The organism is Qipengyuania aurantiaca, assembly GCF_019711375.1.
Taxonomy (GTDB): domain Bacteria; phylum Pseudomonadota; class Alphaproteobacteria; order Sphingomonadales; family Sphingomonadaceae; genus Qipengyuania; species Qipengyuania aurantiaca.
In genome coordinates this window covers 1,668,954-1,690,063 of the sequence record NZ_CP081295.1, presented here as the reverse complement: position 1 = coordinate 1,690,063, position 21,110 = coordinate 1,668,954, and the positions used below count along the sequence as shown (strand labels likewise).

Annotated in this window: 18 protein-coding genes and 1 tRNA gene; 9 read left to right on the top strand and 10 right to left on the bottom strand. The window is 63.6% G+C overall.

Annotated elements, in window-relative coordinates; all coding sequences use genetic code 11:
• Positions 1–37: 37 nt before the first annotated feature.
• Positions 38–113, bottom strand: a tRNA-Trp gene (locus K3148_RS08200).
• Between the two features lie 88 nt (positions 114–201).
• Between K3148_RS08200 and aat the strand changes: the two genes are divergently transcribed.
• Positions 202–885 carry a leucyl/phenylalanyl-tRNA--protein transferase gene (gene aat / locus K3148_RS08195; protein ID WP_221424352.1) on the top strand — a complete coding sequence of 228 codons (684 nt, stop codon included), beginning with the start codon at positions 202–204 and terminating at the stop codon, positions 883–885.
• Here the strand turns inward: aat and K3148_RS08190 are convergent.
• The 4 genes from K3148_RS08190 to K3148_RS08175 are packed head-to-tail and all read right to left on the bottom strand — an operon-like array spanning position 834 to position 2,752.
• The gene (locus K3148_RS08190) at positions 834–1,319 is read right to left on the bottom strand and encodes a DUF2155 domain-containing protein (RefSeq protein WP_221424351.1); all 486 of its coding nucleotides are present in this window, start codon (positions 1,317–1,319) and stop codon (positions 834–836) included. The genes aat and K3148_RS08190 overlap by 52 nt on opposite strands.
• Positions 1,320–1,321: 2 nt before the next feature.
• The gene (locus tag K3148_RS08185) at positions 1,322–1,720 is read right to left on the bottom strand and encodes an NADH:ubiquinone oxidoreductase subunit NDUFA12 (RefSeq protein WP_221424350.1); all 399 of its coding nucleotides are present in this window, start codon (positions 1,718–1,720) and stop codon (positions 1,322–1,324) included.
• A gap of 49 nt (positions 1,721–1,769) precedes the next feature.
• Positions 1,770–2,264, bottom strand: coding sequence for a DUF192 domain-containing protein (locus K3148_RS08180; protein WP_221424349.1), 495 nt, complete (start codon positions 2,262–2,264; stop codon positions 1,770–1,772).
• A complete protein-coding gene (locus tag K3148_RS08175; protein WP_345719524.1) occupies positions 2,240–2,752 on the bottom strand; it encodes a regulatory protein RecX in 513 nt (170 codons plus the stop codon). The genes K3148_RS08180 and K3148_RS08175 overlap by 25 nt, the downstream gene beginning before the upstream one ends.
• A gap of 196 nt (positions 2,753–2,948) precedes the next feature.
• Between K3148_RS08175 and K3148_RS08170 the strand changes: the two genes are divergently transcribed.
• Together K3148_RS08170 and K3148_RS08165 are read left to right on the top strand one after the other, a co-directional pair.
• Positions 2,949–4,688, top strand: coding sequence for a fatty acyl-AMP ligase (locus tag K3148_RS08170; protein ID WP_221424347.1), 1,740 nt, complete (start codon positions 2,949–2,951; stop codon positions 4,686–4,688).
• Positions 4,689–4,877: 189 nt separating this feature from the next.
• On the top strand, positions 4,878–5,216 hold the full coding sequence (locus tag K3148_RS08165; RefSeq protein WP_221424346.1) for a response regulator: 339 nt from the start codon (positions 4,878–4,880) through the stop codon (positions 5,214–5,216).
• A 10-nt stretch (positions 5,217–5,226) separates the two neighbouring features.
• On the opposite strand, the gene K3148_RS08160 is transcribed toward K3148_RS08165, so the two are convergent.
• Positions 5,227–6,243, bottom strand: a complete 1,017-nt coding sequence (locus K3148_RS08160; RefSeq protein WP_221424345.1) for a PAS domain-containing protein — start codon at positions 6,241–6,243, stop codon at positions 5,227–5,229.
• Positions 6,244–6,401: 158 nt separating this feature from the next.
• Here K3148_RS08160 and K3148_RS08155 point away from each other — a divergent pair, with 158 nt between their 5' ends.
• The 5 genes from K3148_RS08155 to K3148_RS08135 all read left to right on the top strand — a co-directional run bounded on the left by K3148_RS08155 (position 6,402) and on the right by K3148_RS08135 (position 11,967).
• Complete coding sequence (locus K3148_RS08155; protein WP_221424344.1) at positions 6,402–7,649, top strand: toxic anion resistance protein; 1,248 nt, start codon at positions 6,402–6,404, stop codon at positions 7,647–7,649.
• A gap of 3 nt (positions 7,650–7,652) precedes the next feature.
• Positions 7,653–8,411: a hypothetical protein gene (locus K3148_RS08150; RefSeq protein ID WP_221424343.1), complete on the top strand. Its 759-nt coding sequence runs from the start codon at positions 7,653–7,655 to the stop codon at positions 8,409–8,411.
• Complete coding sequence (locus tag K3148_RS08145) at positions 8,411–8,713, top strand: polyhydroxyalkanoic acid system family protein (protein ID WP_221424342.1); 303 nt, start codon at positions 8,411–8,413, stop codon at positions 8,711–8,713. Before K3148_RS08150 ends, K3148_RS08145 begins: the two co-directional genes overlap by 1 nt.
• A gap of 168 nt (positions 8,714–8,881) precedes the next feature.
• Positions 8,882–9,418 (top strand): biliverdin-producing heme oxygenase, encoded by a 537-nt coding sequence (locus tag K3148_RS08140; RefSeq protein WP_221424341.1) that lies wholly within the window; start codon positions 8,882–8,884, stop codon positions 9,416–9,418.
• Complete coding sequence (locus K3148_RS08135) at positions 9,415–11,967, top strand: HWE histidine kinase domain-containing protein (protein ID WP_221424340.1); 2,553 nt, start codon at positions 9,415–9,417, stop codon at positions 11,965–11,967. Before K3148_RS08140 ends, K3148_RS08135 begins: the two co-directional genes overlap by 4 nt.
• On the opposite strand, the gene K3148_RS08130 is transcribed toward K3148_RS08135, so the two are convergent.
• Genes K3148_RS08130 through K3148_RS08120 form a run of 3 tightly spaced genes read right to left on the bottom strand, consistent with a single transcriptional unit; the run spans position 11,939 to position 14,570 of the window.
• Entirely contained in the window at positions 11,939–12,751 is an 813-nt protein-coding gene (locus K3148_RS08130; protein ID WP_221424339.1) for a class I mannose-6-phosphate isomerase, read from the bottom strand. The genes K3148_RS08135 and K3148_RS08130 overlap by 29 nt on opposite strands.
• A complete protein-coding gene (locus tag K3148_RS08125; RefSeq protein WP_221424338.1) occupies positions 12,748–13,788 on the bottom strand; it encodes a mannose-1-phosphate guanylyltransferase in 1,041 nt (346 codons plus the stop codon). The genes K3148_RS08130 and K3148_RS08125 overlap by 4 nt, the downstream gene beginning before the upstream one ends.
• Positions 13,789–13,844: 56 nt before the next feature.
• On the bottom strand, positions 13,845–14,570 hold the full coding sequence (locus tag K3148_RS08120) for an energy transducer TonB (RefSeq protein WP_221424337.1): 726 nt from the start codon (positions 14,568–14,570) through the stop codon (positions 13,845–13,847).
• A gap of 110 nt (positions 14,571–14,680) precedes the next feature.
• Here K3148_RS08120 and K3148_RS08115 point away from each other — a divergent pair, with 110 nt between their 5' ends.
• Complete coding sequence (locus K3148_RS08115) at positions 14,681–17,440, top strand: ATP-binding protein (protein ID WP_221424336.1); 2,760 nt, start codon at positions 14,681–14,683, stop codon at positions 17,438–17,440.
• Between the two features lie 75 nt (positions 17,441–17,515).
• On the opposite strand, the gene K3148_RS08110 is transcribed toward K3148_RS08115, so the two are convergent.
• Positions 17,516–21,019, bottom strand: a complete 3,504-nt coding sequence (locus K3148_RS08110) for a TonB-dependent receptor (RefSeq protein WP_221424335.1) — start codon at positions 21,017–21,019, stop codon at positions 17,516–17,518.
• Between the last annotated feature and the right edge of the window lie 91 nt (positions 21,020–21,110).

Below are 21,110 nucleotides of genomic sequence, written 5' to 3'. Positions count from 1 at the left end.
TGCGGCCATGCGTCAGCGACAAGTCATGAAGAGAAAATGGCAGGGGTGACAGGATTCGAACCCGTGGCCCTCGGTTTTGGAGACCGATGCTCTACCAGCTGAGCTACACCCCTGCAGCCGGAGCCGCGCGCACTAGTATAGGCGTGCGCGCTTGGCAAGACACGTATCGCGAGAGAAGCAACAAAGTGGTAGGCCCCTGCCATGCACGCGCCCACGCCCGATACGATTCCTGTCGAGCTGCTGCTGCGCGCCTATCGCAGCGGGGTCTTCCCCATGGCCGATCATCGCAACGACCGCGAAGTCTACTGGGTCGAACCGCGCGAGCGGGCGATCATCCCGCTGGATGGGTTCCGCCTCTCGAAAAGCCTGAAGAAAGTGATCCGGCAGGACCGCTTCCGCGTGAGCTGCGACGAGGCCTTCCCTTCCGTGATCGCCGCCTGCGCCGAACCGCGCGAGGAGCTGGCCGAAAGCTGGATCAGCCACCAGATCGAGGCAAGCTACATCGCGCTCCACCGCGCAGGCCACGCGCATTCGGTCGAGGTCTGGCAGGGCGAGGAACTGGTCGGCGGCCTTTATGGCGTCGCGTTCGACCGGGTGTTCTGCGGGGAAAGCATGTTCAGCCGCGCGGACAACGCGAGCAAGGTCGCGCTCGCCTGGCTGGTCGCGGCGATGCGGCGGGCGGGATACGTGCTGCTCGACTGCCAGTTCATGACCGACCATCTCGCCACGCTGGGCGCGGTGGCCATGCCGCAGGCCGCCTATCTGGAGAGATTGTTCGCCGCCACCGGCCTGCCATCAGGAAGCATTCCGCAAGCGATCGCCGCGGCCAACGCTCATTCCTCGCCCGGGAATTCCATCGCGCAGGATTTGACCCAGACGTCGTAGATCGGGTGCTCGACCACGTTGATCGAGGGCTTGTTCTTGAACAGCCAGCCCGAGAAGACGCGGCGGAATTCGCTCTGCGTCCCGCGCTCGCGCACGAGCATCTGCACGAAAGCGCCCTCGTCCTTTTCCATTTCCCACGGCGCGGTGCGTTCGCAGGCGCGCAGGCGGATGATGACATCGCCGACGCGGCGCTGTTCGCCCGGTGTCAGCTCCAGTTCCTGGCTGAGGTTGTTGCGCTTGTTGAGCAGGCCGATCGTGGCGACCCGCTCTTCCATCGGCGTGCCGATGCCTGCGTCCTCGGCGACGATTTCGGGCAGTTCGACACCCTCGAGCTCTTCGGGAATCTCGGTCTCGACCGGCTCGGGCGCAGGCGGGTCCTGCGAACAGGCGGCGAGCGAGGCTATCGCGGCGAGGAGCGCGACCCGGCGCAGCACGATCAGGCGTCCGGCGACCAGGCTTCGTAATCGCCCACGGCGCGGGCGCGTTTCCCGCCCCGCTCCAGCGCGCCCTGCGGACGGTAGGCGGTCTGCGTGCCGGTGGCGTTGGGCGTGTAGTCGGCTTCCCAGATGCGCGCGGGCGGCAGATTGCTTTCGGGCACATCGTCGAAGGCGCCGTGCAGCCAGCCGTGCCATTCGCTCGGCACGCGGCTTGCGTCGTTGGAACCTTCGTAGATCACCCAGCGCCGTTCGCGCTGGCCTTCGCCGCGCTTCTTCGAACGGAAATAGGTGTTGCCCTGCGCGTCGGTGCCGACCTTCTCGCCGTTACGCGAGGACCAGAGCAGCGTGCCGATGGTCGCGCCATCCCACCAGGTGAAAATCTTGCCGAGAAAACTCATGGCGCGCGCCTAGCGGATTCGCAGGCAAAGGCCAAGATACCTTGCGCGCCTACCAGGTGACCTCGTCGCCCGGCTCGATCCCGAGTTCCGCCGCGCGGCCGCCCGCGATTTCCAGCACCGCGCTCGCCGAGCCGACCGAGTATATCTGCTCTTCGGAATAGGGTTCGGCCATGGCGGCGATATTGGTGATCCGCCCGTCGAGCCCGACAAAGATGATGTCGAGCGGGATCGGCGTGTTCTTCATCCAGAAACTGCGCGCGGTCGGCTTTTCGTTTGGAAAGAGCATGGCTTCGTCGGGGCCAAGGCTGGTGCGGAACATAAGCCCCTTGGCCTGCAGTTCCGAAGTGTCCGCCAGTTCGGCGGTGAACGCATGCGAGGTCTCGCCCGTGGAAACCGTGACCGGCACGAGGGCGAGGCCCGATTCGCGGTGATGGGTCGGGGCGCTCTCAGCTTGCTCGGGCGCTTCGGCTGCTGGTTGTCCCGAACAGGCCGCAAGGGCCGCCAATGCACCAGCTGCGATCAGTCCCGCGCTTCCTCGACCCATTCCTCAAGCTCCGCAATCGTTGGCGCCTCGACCGCGCGTCGGGCGTGCTCGAACGAATGGCCTGCGCGCAGGATCGCGGCAAGCTGCTTTTCGCGCGCCTTGTGTGCCGCTTCGGGACCTTTATCGCGAACAGGCGCGGCGAAGGGGCCGAATTTTCGCCGCCGCACATAGGCGAGCAACGCCTCGCGCGCCTCGCTGTCGGCAGGGACATTATGCGCCCGCACCTCCTCGTCCAGCCCGTCCGCGCGCAAGGTCTCGTTGACCCGCCGCGCGCCGTAGCCACGTGCCAGCAGCCCGGTCGCCTTCATCCGCGCATAGGCTTCGTCGTCTACATAGCCCTTCTCGGCAAAGCGCGCGACCAGGCCTGCAATATCCGGGCCTTCCTCACCCTCCCAGCCCCGCTCGCGAAGCTTGCGTTTCAGGTAGGCCTCGAGCTTTCCTGAGGAGGTCATGAAACGCGCAACATAATGCAGCGCGAGGTCGTTCATCCGCCTGCGGTCGAGCGGTTTGGGTGTGCGACGAGTGCGCCTTCGTGTTGCATCACCATCAGGCATCGGCCATATTCGTGCCACAAACCTTGACGAATGGGAAAGGCTGAAAAGGCTGTCGCTTGTGGGAGGGTGGCATCTGTTCGCACGAGGGTCGCCTCTAAGGCATTGTTTTCAAAAGGTATAAAAAGCAAATATGACCGACGCCGTTTTGACGCCGACGCCGAACGACTGCAACCTGCCGCGACGCAGGAGCGATTTTGCCACCTTCAACGAGGCGATCGATTACGCTGCGCGCAGCGAAAAGGGCCTTAATTTTCACGATATGCGCGGCAATTTGTCGCGCGTGTATACCTTTGCCGAGATGCGCAAGGACGCGCTCGACTTCGCCTACAAGATGGTCGCCAGCGGGATCGGCAAGGACGACCGTGTGGCTCTGGTCGCCGAGACCAGCCCCGAATTCGCCGCTCTGTTCTGCGCCTGCATCTATGCCGGTGCCTGGCCGGTACCGCTGCCGCTGCCGACGACCTTCGGCGGCAAGGACAGCTATATCGACCAGCTCAAGGTCCAGCTCGACAGCAGCGATCCCAAGATCCTGATCTATCCGCCCGAAATCGCCGAAATGGCGAAGGCCGCCGCGGACCAGCAGGGCTGCGAGGGCGAAAGCTGGGATATCTTCGCCACTCGCGAAGGCCCCGAATGCGAACTGCCAGAGGCCAGTCCGGACGATATCAGCTATCTCCAGTATTCCTCCGGCTCGACCCGCTTCCCGACCGGCGTCGCCGTCACGCATGAGGCACTGCTCCACAATCTTTACGGCCACGCCACCGGCGTCGACCTTGGCGAGAACGACCGCGTGGTCAGCTGGCTGCCGTGGTATCACGACATGGGCCTCGTCGGCTGCTTCCTCTCGCCGATCGCCAACCAGGCCTCGGTCGACTACGTCAAGACCGAGCATTTTGCCCGTCGCCCGCTTTCCTGGCTCGACCTCATCAGCCGGAACAAGGGCAACACGCTCAGCTATTCGCCGACCTTCGGCTACGACATCTGCGCGCGCCGCATTTCTAGCCAGAGCCATGTGTCGGAACGGTTTGATCTCTCGCGCTGGCGCACCGCCGGCAATGGCGCGGACATGATCCGGCCCGACGTGATGCAGAACTTCGTCAACGCCTTTGCCGAAGCCGGCTTCAACGCCTCGGCCTTCACGCCCAGCTATGGCCTGGCCGAGGCCACGCTGGCGGTTACCGTCATGCCGCCGGGCGAAGGTATCCGCGTCGAACTGGTCGAGGAAGAGCGCCTTTCGGGCCGCCCGCGCGACCTTTCCAAGCCCGCGCGCTACCGCGCCATCGTCAATTGCGGCAAGGCGCTGCCGGGCATGGAAGTCGAGATCCGCGGCGAGAATGGCGCCGTGAAGGGCGACCACCAGATCGGCAAGGTCTGGTGCCGCGGCAAGAGTGTCATGCACTCTTATTTCCGCAACGAGGAAGCCACGAACGACTGCCTTGTCGAAGGTTGGCTCGACACGGGCGATATGGGCTATCTCGCCGATGGCTATCTGTTCATCGTCGGCCGCGCGAAGGACATGATCATCATCAACGGCAAGAACCTCTGGCCGCAGGATATCGAATGGGCGGTCGAGCAGCTGCCCGGCTTCAACCACGGCGACATAGCCGCTTTCTCGATCGATACGGAAAATGGCGAGGAAGCACCCGCCGTGCTGGTCCATTGCCGCGTATCCGAGCCCGAAGAGCGCCTCAAGCTGCGCGACCAGATCGCCGACAAGGTTCGCGGCGTCACCGGCATGAGCTGCGTGGTCGAACTCGTGCCCCCGCGCACCCTTCCGCGCACCTCCTCCGGAAAGCTCAGCCGGGCCAAGGCCAAGCGCCTCTATCTTTCGGGCGAAATCCAGCCGATCGAGCTGGAAATGGCCGCCTGAACGAGCGCTCCAAGCATTTGACATTTGATATTGTTGGCGAAGCCGGCGCGGCTCCACGAGCCGTGCGGAATCGTCGATTTCCGGCGGAACTCCGCCGTTTTTCTCTCGTTTCCAGAAGTATGTTCAAGCGGGTGGCAACGCGAAGACATACGGACGAAACCGATGAGACACTTGCCTGGCAAACGGGTGTTGATCGTTGAAGATCACCCCGTCCTTGCCTTCGACATACAAGATCTGGTCACCGAAGCCGGGGCGCAATCGATCGGCCCCGCGCTCGATCTCGATACCGGCATGGACCTGGCGCGAAATGAAAAGATCGACGCTGCTCTCCTCGACATCGATATTGCCGGCGAATTCGTCTGGCCGGTTGCCGAGGAACTGCGCCGCAACAACGTGCCGATGATTTTCATAAGCGCGCAGTGCGAAACGCGCGAATTCCCGATCCACTTTCGCGATCATCGCTGCATCGACAAGCCGGTCATTCGCAGCCAGGTGATCGAGAGCCTGGCGGGCACGTTCGGCGGATAGGGCAAGCGCCCTAGGGCAGCGTGCGCAGGTAGAAAGTCGCCGCAGGTCCGGTGCTGTGCCACTCGACCTTCCCGCGATGGCTGCCGGTCGATCCGAGGCGCTGGAGCAAGGTCATGCCGGCGCCCACGTGTTCGGGCTTGGCGAGCGGCTCCCCGATATCTTCGTGCCAATGCACGCAAAGGGTGCGGTCTTCCCGCGTCGCGGAGAGGGTAATCTTGCCCTTGTCGCGGCGCAGCGCGCCGTATTTGAGCGAATTGGTCTGCAATTCGCCAAGCATCAGGGCCAGTTGCTGCACCCCGTCGTCGCCAAGGCGCACCTCCGGGATTTCGAGCACCTCGATCGCTTCGCCCGCACCGCTTGCGCCGAGCACTTGCTCGATCGCCGCAGACGCAGTCACCGGCTCGTCCCGGTGCACGGTCAGCATGTCCTGCGCCTTGGCGAGAGCGGAAATCTTGCGCTCCAGCTTGATCTGCATTTCCTCGGCCGTTTCCGAATGGCGCGAAAGGAGCTTGGCGACCGAGCCCACTACGGCGAGCTGGTTCTTCAGGCGGTGGCGCATTTCGCGCGCCACGCTTTCTGAGAATTCGGCGTGCTGCTCCGCCTCTTCGCGGCGCAATTGTTCGCTGAGCCGGCGGGTCATGTAATCGGTGACATCGCGCGAGGTGGCGAGGATGTGGCGAACCTTGCCGGCGGTGTCGCAAACCGGTCCGACGCTGACATCCCACCAGGTTGGCGTACCGTCGAGCGTGGGGCAGAGCGCCTCGAAACGTGATTGCTGTCCGCGGCGCGCCTTGTCGATCGAAGTGTTGATCGTCTTGCGCGTCTCTTCGGGCCAGAAATTCGACCAGTGCTGGCCCACAATGTCGGCGAAGTTTTCGATCGCCATCACGCGGCGACCGTTTTCGTTCATATATTCGATTTCGCCGGAGGGGCTTAGAAGCTTGATGCAATCCTGGCTCTGATCCAGAATCGCCGCGAGCAACAGGTCGGTTTCTCCCGCAAGCTGCTTGACCGAGATAGCTGACATGACGCGTCCCCGCTTGGCCTAGAACGGCCCCCCGCGACTCGCATAGCATAGATTATTGTTTTTCGGGACTCTTTCCTCGGATAAGCGTACCCTGCTTGAATATCCTGTCTTAGTTTCCTAATACAGACTCAGGAATTGAACGGAGGTCTTCGCCCGACATGAGTGACGCAAAACCGCAGGCTGGCACGGCTGCTGCGCCCACGACCGCACCCACCACGACGGCGGCTCCGCCCGAATTCGATCTGACCCCGCCCGATCCGGTACCCGCCGTCGCGCCTGAAAAGGCTGCGGGGCTCGTTCCGGTCTCGGAGGAGGTGAAGAGCAAGCTCGAAACCAAGGTCGACGGTTTCGTTGCGGACCTGATCGCGCAGGACGCGAATTCGCCCGAATTCGGCAAGAAGGTCGACCAGCTGACCAATATGGGCCGCAAGGAAATCATGGCGGCGGCCGGCATGTCGAACCGCTTTCTTGATCGCCCCGTGCGCGCAATGGACAAGGACGAAGGCGTCGGCGCCAACCTTGCCGAGCTGCGCCGCGTGGTGGAGGATCTCGATCCGGGCAAGCGCGGCAAGCTGTCGGGCACGCGCAAGATCCTCGGCATTATTCCCTTTGGCAACAAGCTGACCAATTACTTCCGCAGTTACCAGAGCGCGCAGACGCATATCCAGTCGATCCTCGGCAACCTTGCCAGCGGCAAGGACGAGCTGATCATGGACAACGCCGCCATCGACGTCGAACGTCAGAAGCTGTGGGAAGCGATGGGCAATCTGGAACAGATGATCCACATCTCCAACACGCTGGACGCGAAGCTGGAGGAAAAGGCCGCCGAACTCGACGCGACCGACCCGGCCAAAGCCAAGGCCGTGCGCGAGACGGCGCTGTTCTACGTCCGCCAGCGCACGCAGGACCTGCTGACGCAAATGGCGGTGAGCGTGCAGGGCTATCTCGCGCTCGACCTCGTGAAGAAGAACAATGTCGAGCTGGTAAAGGGCGTCGACCGCGCCAGCACCACCACTGTAGGCGCGCTGCGCACGGCAGTGACCGTGGCCGAGGCGATGACCAACCAGCGCCTTGTGCTGGGCCAGATCACCGCCCTCAACGACACGACGGCGGGCATCATCGATTCCACCAGCACCATGCTGCGCGATCAGACGGGCAAGATCCACGAGCAGGCCGCCGCCAGCACGATCCCGCTCGAAACGCTCCAGCGTGCCTTCCAGAACATCTACGACACGATGGACGAGGTCGACGACTTCAAGGTCCGCGCGCTCGAAAGCATGAAGCAGACCGTCACCGTCCTGTCGGACGAGGTCGAGAAGTCCAAGGGCTACATCGCGCGCGCCGAAGGCCAGAGCCAGGCGCAGAACCGTATTGCCGAAGACAGCCTGCTGAGCATCGAAGGCTAACCCATGGGCGATCTCACCCGCGACAGCGACCGCATCCTGGCCGATTCCGCGCGCGTTCTCGACGACAACCGCACCGGCGGCCGTCACCGGCGCGAAGTCTCGATCGGGCGCGGGTCGGCCAAGATCAAGAAGGACATCTGGGTCAAGCGCATCCGCAACATCGCGCTTGCCCTCTTCGCGATCTGGGTGGCGACAGGCGTTGCCGGGCTGGTGTTGAACGGGATCGGCTTTGCCGGCGTCATGGCGCTGATCGTGGCGAGCGTGGTCGCGGTTGCCGTGCTGGGCAATTACCCCAAGCTCAAGACACCCAAGCGCGAGAGCCTCAACAAGGGCAATGTGCAGGACATGGTCGGCCGGACCGAGCTCTGGCTGGAAAGCCAGCGCCCGGCCCTACCCGCCCCGGCGGCCGCCATCGTCAGCGACATGGGCGTGCAGCTCGACGCGCTCGGCCTGCAGCTCCAGGGCGTCGACCAGAACCACCCCAAGGCCCGCGAGGTGCGCAGCCTGGTGGGCGAGCAGCTGCCCGAGATGATCGACAGCTATCGCAAGATCCCCGCGCATTTGCGCAAGGAGAAGCGCGCCGGCGCCACGCCCGACGAGCAGCTGACCGACAGTCTCGGCAAGATCAGCGGCGAGATCGATTCGATCACGCGCCAGCTTGCCGAAGGATCGCTCGACGATCTGGCGATCAAGCACCGTTACCTCGACTACAAGTTCGGCCAAGGCGCCGAGACCTCCCCCCAGCTGGAGCACAAATCCTGATGCGCGTTCCCCTGCAACACCAGCTCGGCAAGGAAGAGGTCCGCCGTCGCCTGCACGCGCGCAGCCACGAGATCGGCGATGCGATCCCCGGCGGCGTGGCCGAGGTCACCACCAGCTGGCCCGACGAAGACCGAATGGCGCTGGATATCAACGCCATGGGCAACCTTACCCGCGCGCAGGTTTTGATCGAGGAGACGCAAGTGGTCTTCGAAATCGACCTTCCCCCAGCGCTCTCCTTCGTCGAACCTATCATCGCGGGCGCTATCCGCAAGAAGGGGCAGAAGCTGCTGGCCGCCGAATAGGACTTCGAGCGAGGAATATGTTCTCGCGGCAGGAACTTTTCGCAACCCCAATCGCTTACCCGTCTGGAACTTTAGGGGTCATTCGGCCCTAGCCTCGTCTGCGCTCCTTCATCGCTGGCCGGGGTCGCAACACGAGGGGCGATAATGGCGTTGGACGGGGGTCCTAATTTGCGAACTGAACTGAAGCGAGCAACCGCAGCCGTCCACGCGCGGCTCGACGCACACGTCGGCGGGCTGCCGCTAGGCAACACGGCCGATTATTCGGCCTTCCTCACGGCGCAATTCGGAGCGCGCAGTGCGATCGAGCCCGCGCTTGCCAAGCATCCCCTACCTGACCTCGCTCCTATGCCCTCGCAGCTTGCGTCCCTCGCGGCCGATCTGTCCGAGATGGGCTACCGCGCAACGAGCGCCACACCGCAGACGCGTTTCGCCAACGCGTCGCAATCGCTTGGCGCGGCCTGGGTCGTGTCCGGTTCGTCCATGGGCAACCGCGCCATCCTGGTGCAACGCAACAAGGCCGGATGCATCGGGCCCGAGCGTTTCCTGTCCGACACGCAGATGGCCAACTATTTCCGCCAGCTCGTGGCGGTGCTCGAAAACGCGCCTGCTCACATCGAGCTTGCGGAAGCGGTGCTCGGAGCCAAAAAAGCCTTTGCCGTGTTTGAGGCCGCCTTCACGCGCCACGAACTGGAGGCGGCGGCATGAGCGAGGTGACACAAGAGGTTGACCTGACCAGCTGCGATCGCGAGCCGATCCACCAGCTCGGCCACATCCAGTCCTTCGGCGCGCTTATCGCAGTCAATTCCGACTGGTTCCTCGCCCAGCGCTCCGCTAATCTGGAGCAAATCCTCGGCTTGGAGGAACCGGTCGAGATCGGCTCACGGCTTTCCACTTTCGTGAGCGACAAGGGCCGTCAGCGCCTGCGCAGCGCGGTGGCCGCGCTCATCGATTCCGACCAGACCGAACGCCTTTTCGGCCTCGACTTGCTCGGCAAAGGGACGCTGTTCGATTGCGCGATCCACACCTCTGGCCACTACACCATCATCGAGATCGAGCCTCATCAGGAAGGCGACATCAACCGCCAGCTCGGCCTGCTGCGCCCGGTCATGGCGCGGCTCGACAAGTTCGACAGCGTCGAGAAACTGGTCAGCGAGGCCGCGCGGCAGCTACGCATGTCGCTCGATATTGACCGGGTCATGGTCTACCGCTTCCACGAGGATCTCTCGGGCGAAGTCGTGGCCGAAGCCAAGCGCGACGATCTCGAAGGCTTTCACGGCCTGCGCTATCCCAAGAGCGATATCCCGGCGCAGGCGCGCGAACTCTACAAGCGCAACCGTTTCCGCATTATCAGCGATGTGAACGAAGAACCGGTGCCCATCGAGCCGGGCACCAGCACCGAAGGCGAGCCGCTCGACCTGTCGATGAGCACGCTGCGCGCCGTGTCGAGCATCCACATCGAGTATCTGCGCAACATGGGTGTCGGCGCATCGCTGTCGATCTCCATCGTGATCGACGGCAAGCTGTGGGGCCTTTTCGCCTGCCATCACTACAGCCCCAAGATCCTGCCCTATTCGCAGCGCACCGCGGCCGAACTCTTCTCCGAACTGTTCTCGCTCATGCTCGAACGCGCGCTTTATCGCGAGACCGAAGAGGTACGCGAAAGCGGACGCAAGGTGCACGACAAGCTGATGCGCGATATCGCCGCCGGTACGCCGCTGAACGAGAGCCTGCCGATGCTCACTCCGGTGATCCAGCAGGTCATCCCGCATGACGGCGCCAGCGTCTTCGTCGACGATATTTACGATGCCCGGGGCGCCGCTCCAAACGAAGAAGAGTTCCGCGCCATCGCGCCCATGCTCAACAGCGCCGCGACCAGCCGTATCCTGTCGACGGCCGCCCTTGCCGACCGCATCCCCAAGGCCGAGCGTTTCGAGGATCGGGCCGTTGGCGCCTTGGTCATTCCCGTTTCGCGAACGCCGCGCGATTACCTGATCCTGTGGCGCAAACCGCTGACCCAGAAGGTGCTCTGGGCCGGAAACCCGGAAAAGCCGGTCGAATACGGACCCAACGGCGCGCGTCTGACCCCGCGCAAGAGTTTCGAGGCCTGGCAGGAATCGGTCGAAGGGCGCAGCTCCCCGTGGACCGAAGGCGAATTACAGGTAGCCGAGGGGCTGCGCGTGACGCTGCTCGAAATCATCCTGCGCCTGACCGACGAAGCCATGCAGGAGCGCGCAAAGGCGCAGTCCAAGCAGGAACTGCTGATCGCGGAACTCAACCACCGCGTGCGCAACATCCTCAACCTCATCCGCGGCCTCATCAGCCAGTCGAAGCGCGAGGCGCGCACCATCGAAGAGTTCTCCGACATCGTCGGCGGGCGCATTTCCTCGCTTGCCTCGGCGCATGACAATATCACCAAGGGCAACTGGTCCGCCGCCCCGCTGCGCGAACTGGTCGAAACAGAAAGTCACGCCTATTTCTCCGGCCAGCAGGACCGCGTTCACCTCAACGGCCCCGAAGTCCAGATCGCGCCGGAGGCCTACACCGTACTGGCGCTGGTGGTGCACGAAATGATCACCAATTCGGCCAAATACGGCTCGCTGTCGGACAGCACGGGCGTCCTCGAAATCGAGGTTACCCGTAACGCGGATGGATCGATGCAACTCGGCTGGGCCGAAAAGGGCGGCCCGCCCGTCAAGCCGCCGACCCGGCGCGGCTTCGGCTCGACCATCATCGAGCGCTCGATCCCCTTCGAACTCGGCGGCGAGGCGAGCATCGATTACAAGCTTTCGGGCGTCGTCGCGCAATTCTGCGTGCCGGCGCGCCACGTCACTTGGAGCGAGGGCGAAAGCGCAGGGAGGTCCGGCGCGAAGAGCGATGCAGGGGGTCAGCAATCGTTGGATACGGTTCCGGAAAGCGTGCTTTTAGTCGAAGACAGCATGATTATTGCGCTCGACACAGAGGATTGTCTGCACGAGCTCGGCGTCGATAAGGTGTTCGTCGAGAGCACGGTCGCTGGGGCTCTCGCCCTGTTGCAAAAGCAGGAGCCGGAATTTGCGATCCTCGACTTCAACCTCGGCAAGGAAAGCAGCGAGCGCGTGGCCGAAGAATTGGCGCGCCGCGGCATCACCTTCTGGCTGGCGACCGGTTATGGCGAAATGGCCGACCGGGTCGAGGAACTGGGTGCGAAAGGATTGCTGACAAAGCCCTATGGCAAGGCCGAACTGGTCAAGATCCTCGGCGAGGCTGAGGGTTAGCGAGCAGCAGACAGTGGCCCGAATTGCTGAAATCGATCTCGGCCAGGCTGAGGGCCCAGCCGGAACCACCGGCCTGCACCGTTTTGCCAAGGATGGTGCAATGACGCTCTAACGGCAGGACCTGTACCGGCCCGCCAAACGCTTCGCGCATGGCGTCACCGGGAGGGCCGGCGCAATGGCCGAGCCGGAAATGCGCGCCATCGACCAGCAGGCGGTCCGTATCCGCATCGACCCGTGTGCGCAAATCTTCGGGATGCGGCGCGCCAAGGATAGTATCCATCGCCTCGTCGAGGTGGAGGTCGCGCGGGCGGCCGTAGTCGTAAAGGCGGTAGGTGATGTCGGTGTTCTGCTGGATCTCGACCAGAGTCAGCCCCGGCCCCATCGAATGGATCGTGCCGGAGGGCACGTAGATAAAGTCGCCTTGCGTCACCCCGTGCCAGGCGAGCATATCCTCGATCGACCCGTCGAGCGCGGCGCGGCGGATCTCGTCGGGTTCGAAGCGGTCGCGAAAGCCGACCGCGAGCCGCGCACCGGGTAACGCGTCTGTCACCAGCCAGCATTCGTCCTTGCCCACCCCGGTCGGACTGTGCTCCGCCTGCGGGTGAACCTGCACCGACAGCCGCTCGCCCGTAAAAAGGTATTTGGCGAGGATCCTCGGCATAAGCGGCGGGACATCGAACCAGATCTCGCCCACCGGCTCGCCCCTGTCGTCGGCGAAGGGCGGCGGCAGGTCGCTGCGCCCCCAGGGCTTCAGCAGCCGCGTCGTGCCAAGTAGCCCGCTCATTCCCCGCGCGCGCCCTTGAGGGTTGCGACCTTCTGCGCGCTGGTGCGGCGGGTGACGAGCACTTCGTCGCCATCGACCACGACGACGACATCGTCCAGCCCCAGCACCGAGACGCGCGGCCCGTCGCTCCGCACCATCACATTCGTGCAATCGACCAGATCGTGTTTCGCCGCGGCCACATTGCCTTGGGCGTCTTCATCCTGCGCCGCCATCAGCGCGTCCCAGTTCCCGATGTCGGACCAGCCCATCGCCGCGCTCACCACGGCGCCGCGCGCGGTGTTCTCCATCACGGCATAATCAATGCTTTCCGCCGTGATGGCGGCAAAGGCTTCCGCATCGGGATAGAACCCCGCGCCTTGCTGTTGACCGCGCTCCATCGCCGCCGCCACGTGCCCCGCCATCTCGGGACGGTGCCGAGCAAGCTCTTCGAGGAAGTCGCCCGCGCGAAAGACGAAGATGCCTGCGTTCCAGGCGAAGTCCCCCGAGGCAAGATAGACTCGCGCGGCCGCCTCGTCGGGCTTTTCGACAAAGCGGGCGATCCGGTGGCCAGCGCCCTCGGCCGCCCCGCGCTCGATATAGCCATAGCCCGTCTCGGGCCGGTCGGGTTCGACGCCGAAACAGACCAGCCAGCCTTCGCGCGCGAGTGTGGCGGCCTTGTCCACCCCTGCAAGAAACGCCGCCTCGTCGGCAATATGGTGGTCGCTCGGGCAGACGAGCAGGAACGTATCGGGCGTGACGCTCTGCGCCGCCAGCGCGATGGCAGGCGCCGTGTTGCGGGCGACCGGCTCGACGATCAGGCGATGGCAGTGCGCCTGCGAGGCGATGAAATCGGCATGCGCTTCGCCGGCCACCACCAGCGGCGCTGCGAAGCGCGAAGTGTCAGCCACGCGGCCCAGCGCCTGTTCGAACAGCGTCCCCTCCCCCACCAGCGGCAGGAAGGGTTTGGGACGCTCGGGTCGGCTCAGGGGCCAGAGCCGCGTACCCGCACCGCCGCACAGGATGACTGGTTGTATCACGGGGCGCGATCCTCCGGGCATGCGGCGCTTGTGCCGCGCCTCAGCCCTTGGCGGCAAGACCCGCCCCGATGCAAGCCTCAGTTGAAGAAGCGCTGCTGGTAATAGAAGGGTGCGGCCACCGGATTGCCCGCCGCATCGCGCGCCGGTTCGAAGCGGATCTGGTCGTAGGACAGGCGGCAGACCACGGCATCGGTCTCCGGGAAGGGGCTGGCGCGATAGACCGAGCAGGCCGTCACCCGGCCCTCGGCCGACACCATCAGCCTTACGATAACCGACTTGCCGATGCGCGCCTGCCGCCCGCCCGGCGGGATGGGGAAGGCGCTGACATCGCTGATCGAGCGCGTGAGCACCGGCTTGGTGGCCGCCACGCCGCCCTGCCCGCCGCCGCCGCGTCCTGCGCCTGTTCCGGTGCCCGAGCCTGCCGCGCCGGTTCCCTCGCCCGACTGGGTCGCGCCCGAGGTGGTCGCGCTGCCCGTGGAGGAGGCGCGAGGTACGGGCCGATCCTCGCGCAACTGGCGGCGCGGGGTCGGTGCGGTGACCGGCTGCGGAACCGCCTCTTCACCGGGATCGCCCTGCGCCCCCTCGTCGGGTTCAGGCTCGACCACGGGCGTCTCTTCCGGCGGCGCGGTCACAGTCACTGTGAAAGCGGAAACCACCGAGCGTTCGACGTTGCTGACTGCATTTGGCGCCAGGCTACGTGCGAGTACGTAGAGGATTCCTATGTGAATCAGGAGTATAAGAGCGATTACCCAGGGGTTGGGTCGCTTTTTCGTCGTGCTGTAGCTGGTCGCTTGTTCGGCCATATCCGCACAAACGGGGAGATGCCCCCCACGTTCCACAAGGGGCCGCGCTGGCGGGCCTTCCGCAAGCTCCGGGGGTGAGACACGCAATGGCCCAAGCGCAGATTCAGTCCTTGCCTCCCCGCCTGGAGGCCGCCGCCTGGATGAAGAAGCTGGCCTGGGCTTGCGCCGGGGCGATCATCTTCGGGCTGCTTGCCTACACCAGCATCGAGCTGACGCGCGGTTCGGGCCGGATTGCCGTCGTCTGGCTACCCAACGCGCTGGCGGTCGCTTTTCTGCTGCGGACACGCCTGCAATCGGAGGCGGCGCTGCTTGGCGGATGTTACGCGGGCAACGTCTTCGCCAATCTCGTGGTCGGGGACAGCCCGTTCACCGCCGCCGTCCTCGCTAGCGCCAACTTCGTCGAGATTTGGGTCGCGGTTACACTCGTGCGCCGTTGGTGCGGACCGCGCCCGGACATGGGGGAGACGCGTGACCTGTCGCGCTTCATGGTTGCCGCCGGGCTCACTGCCCCGCTTGCCTCCGCGATTGTAGCAAATGTCGCCCTGAGTGGCGACGCAGGCCTTTTGCCCGGTGTCGCACGCTGGGCTGCTTCCGACGCGCTCAGCATGCTGATCCTTGCACCATCGACCATGGTCCTGTGGGATGCTTTCGAAAAGCTCCGTCGGCCTACCCGCCGCGAGGCACTCGAATGGATGGCGATGACCATTGGAGGCACGACGGTCACGCTGCTCGTCTTTACCCAGACCGCCTACCCGTTGCTTTTCCTCGTTCCGCCGATCGTGATCGCTCATGCCTTCCAGCTCGGCACACTTGGCACAGCCTTCTCGGTCATGAAGGTCGCTGTGATCGCAACCATCTGCACTGCGATGGGGATGGGGCCGATCCATCTTTATCCGGTGCCGGGCGACGTGCAGATCTTCCTGCTCGAGGCTTTCCTCGCCTCGTCGATGATCGTCGGCATGCCTGTGGCCGCCGTGTTGTCCACACGCGAGCGGATGAACCGCGAGCTGGCGCTGGGAAAGCAGCAGCTGGCCCTCTTGGCCGAGAACATCACAGACGCGATCCTGCGCTACGATCTCCACGGCGTGTGCACCTACGCCTCGCCTTCCACCCGCAACGTGCTAGGCGTGGGGCCGGAAGCGTTTCTCGGCTCGGTCACCTCCGAACGGGCGCATCCCGAATCGCGCGAAGATATCGCCGGGGTTGAGGACCGCTTGCTCTCCGGCAAGAGTGAGACCGAGCGGTTCACCTACCGCCGCCTGCTCGACGACGAGGACGGCAAGCCCGTCTATATCGAGGCCGATTGCGCGATTGCCTATGACCGGAGAACCGGAGAGCGCGAAGGGATCATCGTTTCGGCGCGCGACATTACCTTGCGGGTCGAGCTGGAACGCCAGCTCAAGCGCGCCACGCGCCATGCGGAGAACGCCGCGCGCGCCAAGGCGCAGTTCCTCGCCAATATGAGTCATGAAATCCGCACGCCCATGAACGGGGTGCTCGGCTTTGCCGAATTGCTGCGCCAGATGAAGCTGCACGACGATGCGGCGCGCTACGCCGATCTGATCGAGCGGTCGGGCCGCTCGATGATGATGCTGCTCAACGATATCCTCGACATATCCAAGATCGAATCCGGGCAGCTCGTGCCGAACGAAGAGGAGTTCGACCTGCGCCAGCTTGCCGAAGATTGCGTCGGCCTGCATTCGGCCAGCGCCGACCGCAAGGGCATCCGCATCGCGCTCGACTGCGCCCCCGGCCTGCCGCGTCGCATCGTCAGCGACCCACTGCGGCTGCGGCAGATCCTGCTCAACCTCATCTCCAACGCGGTCAAATTCACCGAACAGGGCGTGGTGGAGGTCCGCGTAACGCAAGAGGGCGAATGGGTCAGCCTGACGGTCGAGGACAGTGGAATCGGGATCAATCCCAAGCGGCTGGAGCACATTTTCGACCCTTTCATCCAGGAAGAGGCGACCACCACCCGGCGCTTTGGCGGCACGGGCCTTGGCCTCAGCATTTCGCGCCAGCTGGCGGAATTGCTGGGCGGGTCGCTCGTGGTCGAATCCATGCCCGGCATCGGCTCGCGCTTTACCCTGCGCGTCCCACTCGAAGTGGCGGCCGGGGGTGCGCAGACCAAGTCGGACGAGCCGGAAAGCTTCGCGCGCCCAGCAAGCAAGGCGCGCATCCTCCTGGCCGAAGACCACGATGTGAACCGCATGCTGGTGCTCGCCATGCTCGAGCAGCTCGGCCAGAAGGTCAGCGTGGCGCATGACGGGCTGGAGGCGGTCTCGATGGTGCTGCAAGCGGCGAACACGCCGCAGGCTTTCGACCTCGTGCTGATGGATATCCAGATGCCGGGGTGTGACGGCTATTCCGCCACGCGCATGATCCGCAAGGGCGGTCTCGGCCCGGCAAAGCTGCCGATCGTCGCGCTTACGGCCAACGCTTACCCCGAGGACATCACCGCGGCGCATGATGCGGGGATGCAGGACCATCTGGCGAAACCGCTGGTGTTCAAGGAACTCGCCGCAGCGCTCGCCCGCTGGCTGCCGGTGAAGATCGTCGACGAGACTAGGAGCCGCGAAGCGGTCGCCGGCTCGTCCAAGCCGCGCCATTCGCCCGAAATGCTCGAACGCTGGAACGCGCGGCGCAGCGAAGCCATCGAGGCAGTGACGCTAGCCCTGCGTGAGGACGAGCTGGAGGGGAAGCCTGTCGAAAACCTCGCGCGCACGGTTCACAAGCTGGCCGGGACCGCGGGCATGTTCGGCGAGGAAGCGCTGGGCGAAAAGGCCGCCGCGCTCGAACGCGCGCTGCGCGCCGGGGTGGAAAAGGACGTGCGCAAGCGTCTTGCGCAGGAACTACTCGAAGCCGCCTGAGCCAATTCCCAGCGCGCAAATGAAAAGGGCGGCCCCGAAGGACCGCCCTTTCCTGTTTCATCAAGTCCTACAGAATTAGAACTTGTAACGGGCTCCAACCTGGATGCGCCAGATGCTGCTCGAGACCGAGGTTCCGGCCTGACCGGCAAAAGCGTTGAAATCGCGGATCACGTAGCGACCTTCGCTGTCGTAGGTCGCGTCAACGAGGTCAACACGACCGTCGAAATCGCCCAGCGAACGACGGACGTTCCAGCCGCTGTCGAGCAGGTTCAGGAAGTTGTCGAAGTCGACATACAGCTCGATTGAGTCGTCGGTCACACCCGTGAAGCTGCCGATGAACGGGAGCTCCTGGCTGAGACGCAGGTCGAGGTCGAAGAACCACGGATTGCGGCAGGTATTACGTTCGATCGTCTGGCCGCGAGTGAACTCGCAGTTGAGTTCGCTCACGATACCCTCACCGTTCAGCGCATCGAGATAGCGCTGAAGTGCTACCGGGTCAGAACCGACACGCGTCCAATTGCCGTCGGCATCGAACTCCGGCGGAGCGATGTTCGGGTCATCGAAGCCAGTCGGTATGTAGGCCAGGATGTTCTGCTCAGCCGAACCCGAATCCCGGAAGAAGGGGAATTCGTCGTCGAACACGAGGCTGTAGGGGCGACCTTCCGAAGCTCGGAAGAAGATGCCCAGACCGGTATCATAGCCATCGAAGAACTGCTCGCGCAGGTTGAGGGCCAGGACAATGTTGTGACGCGTTTCGAAGCCCGACTGCGAGATAGCAGGGTTCTGCGGATCGAATACAGCCGTGCCGTCGAAGGTCGAACCAGCGGTCGATGAGCGGGCGTTGATGGTCTGCTCACTGTCGCTGAAAGCGTAGCCGAGGCTGAAGTTCACGGTACCGCCATCGGTGATGAGGCCACCATCGAAGCGCTTGCTGAGCAGGATCGAAGCGTTGTGGCTGTCGAAGCTCGGACCGTTCGTCAGCTGCAGATACTCGTCGATACCGGTGTTGAAGCATTCGTCAGTGACACCGGTGTAGGTCGGCGGCTGATTGCCAACGAACACGGCGTTACATCCGTCGGCGAGCGGGTCGATTGCCGCAATGATCGGACGACCATCGATAGTGAAGCCGTCCAAGGCCTGACGCGTATCGACGACCTGTGTCAGGTCAACGATTGCAAGCGTGTCGTTGTAGCGGCTGTAGATGTAATCGAGGTTGAGACGCCAGTTCGAGAAGAACCCGGTTTCGGTTCCGAAATCGGTCGCGAGGCCAAGATTGGCGCGGACAACCGTCGGGATATCGAAATCGGGATCGGTCGACTGGATTTCACCGCGGCCGGCACCGGCGTCGGCTGCAGCTGCATCGATTGCACACTGCGGAATACCGTTGAAGCTGCCACCAGTGACAACGTCGATCTGGCCGGTGGCCGGGTCGATGGTGAGTTCGCTGGCATCGCAATCGCCCGTGTCTCCGTTCGCATAGGAGAAACCGTCGTTCGAGAAGGCATTCGAGAAGTACACGACCGGGTCGGCACCTGCGAAAAGACCAACACCGGCAGTCAGGCGGGTGTTCGAGAAGAGCCCGTCATTGTCAAGTTCATAGGTTGCAGCGACACGCGGCAGCAGGACCGGGTCGATGCGGCTGAAGGGGTTGGCGTTGGTGAAGCCGTAACGCTGCAGGAACAGCGGGTTGGCACGCGGTGCGTCACCATCATAGAGCTGGACACGGAGACCCGCGGCCAGGCTCAGCTGGTCGGTAGCCTGCCATTCGTCCTGTGCGAAGAACGACCAGATCTGACGGCTGAAGCGAGCGGCGGCATTGTTGATGTCGCCGTCGATGCCGGTGGCGATCGTACCGCCGCCAGCACCGCCGGTGACGATGTCGTCAGGGTTCGAGAAAGCGCTACCGGTAGAACCGCCTGCCAGAAGGCCCTGTTCGAAGTCGTCCAGACCGTTGAAGAACAGCGTTCCGGTCGCGTTGATGGCGAAGAGGTTGTAGACTTCCAGATCGTTCAGTTCTGCGCCGAGCTTGAACTGATGGTCACCGCCATCGATGTTCATGATAAAGCGAGCCTGGTCGATCTTGGTGTCGAGCTGGTTGGCCGAACGGAAGATGCCGGGGCCGGTTGCGAAACCGCCGTCGTCACCGTCGGGGATCAGGCCGTTGGATGCATTGTCGATGCCGACAACGAGGCGGACGGTCGGATTCTCGGCCTGGGCTTCGTTGAAGCCGACCGGGCCCTGAACGTCGCCAACTTCGGCGCGGCTCAGGCGAAGCTCGGTCGAAACGGTATCGCTCCAGTTCGAGTAGAGGCGGGCCGAGTAGTAGTCGGAAATCGTGCCTTCGTCTTCGAACGAATTGTAGCCGGTGAAGGTGTTGTCACCAGTGTCCTGCTCGACATTGGTTTCTTCGAGACGCTGGTAGGTCGCTTCGAGGCGGTGGTCATCATTGATGATGGCGTCGAGACGGCCGAAGTAGCGCACGTTACCTTCGGGCAGCTGCTGCGGCGCGCCGCCGATGTCCTGGCCGTAAACGTCACGAGCAATCTGCGCGAAACGTTCGAACTGGGCCTGGGTGACGAAGTTGACTTCATTCGCAGCACCCGAACCGAACGGACCTTCGTTGAAGCCGTCCTGCAGCTTCACTTCTTCATAGCCAAGCGAGAAGAAGAGGCGATCGGGAATGATCGGTCCGTTGAGGGTCGCACCCCAACGTTCTTCGCGGCCCGCGTTGACTTCCTGCACCGTGCCATCGGCGAATTCGACTTCGTTGTTCTGGAGGCTCTCGTCGAAATAGGTGTAAAATGCCGAGCCGTGGAACTTGTTCGTACCGGACTTGGTAACGACGTTCACGAGACATCCGGTGAAGTCTGAATATTCGACATCGTAAGGCGCGAATTCGACAGAGGTCTGCTCGATCACATCGAACGGAAGCGGAAGCGAGTTACGCGATGCGAAAGGCGTGCCGTTGAGCCCGAAGACGTCCGACTGGACGATGCCGTCGACGGTGAAGGTGTTGGCACGGTCGTTGCCGCCGAGACACGAAATACGGTCGACGTCGTTGTCACGCTCAAGACTGACACGCGGGTCGAGGCGGATGATGTCGCGCACGTCGCGCGTGATCGAAGGGAAATCTTCGAGCGTATCGCTACCGAAAGCAGTACCCGGTCCGACAGCGAGCTGCTGGACGTTGGCACGCGCGCCGGTCACGACGATCACGTTTTCAGCTGCACCCTGCGAGAGCTCGAAAGTGAACTCGGTGTTACCCGAGATATTGATGAAGATGTTCTCGACCGTCTGCCCTTCGAAACCGGCTGCCGTAGCAGTAACGGTGTAGGGACCGCCGGGAGGAAGCGAGCCGACGCGGAAGGAACCGTCGGCATCGGAGGTAAGGGTGCGGCTCTGACCGGTACGCGTGTCGGTTACGGTGATCGACGCGCCGGAAATTGCTGCGCCGGTGTCACCAACGACCTGACCCTCGATGCCCGAGGTGATCTGCTGCGCAGCTGCCGGAGTGGCAACGATCGCGCCGGTCGCGGCAAGGCTTACGGCGCTTGCAGCAAGGAGATACTTGAACTTCATCGGAGAAGACCCCTTCGTCTCTTCAGATTGAAAAATGGAAAAGCACTTGTGATGCGCCGCCCCGCTAGGCTGACGATGTTTCGCCAAAGCT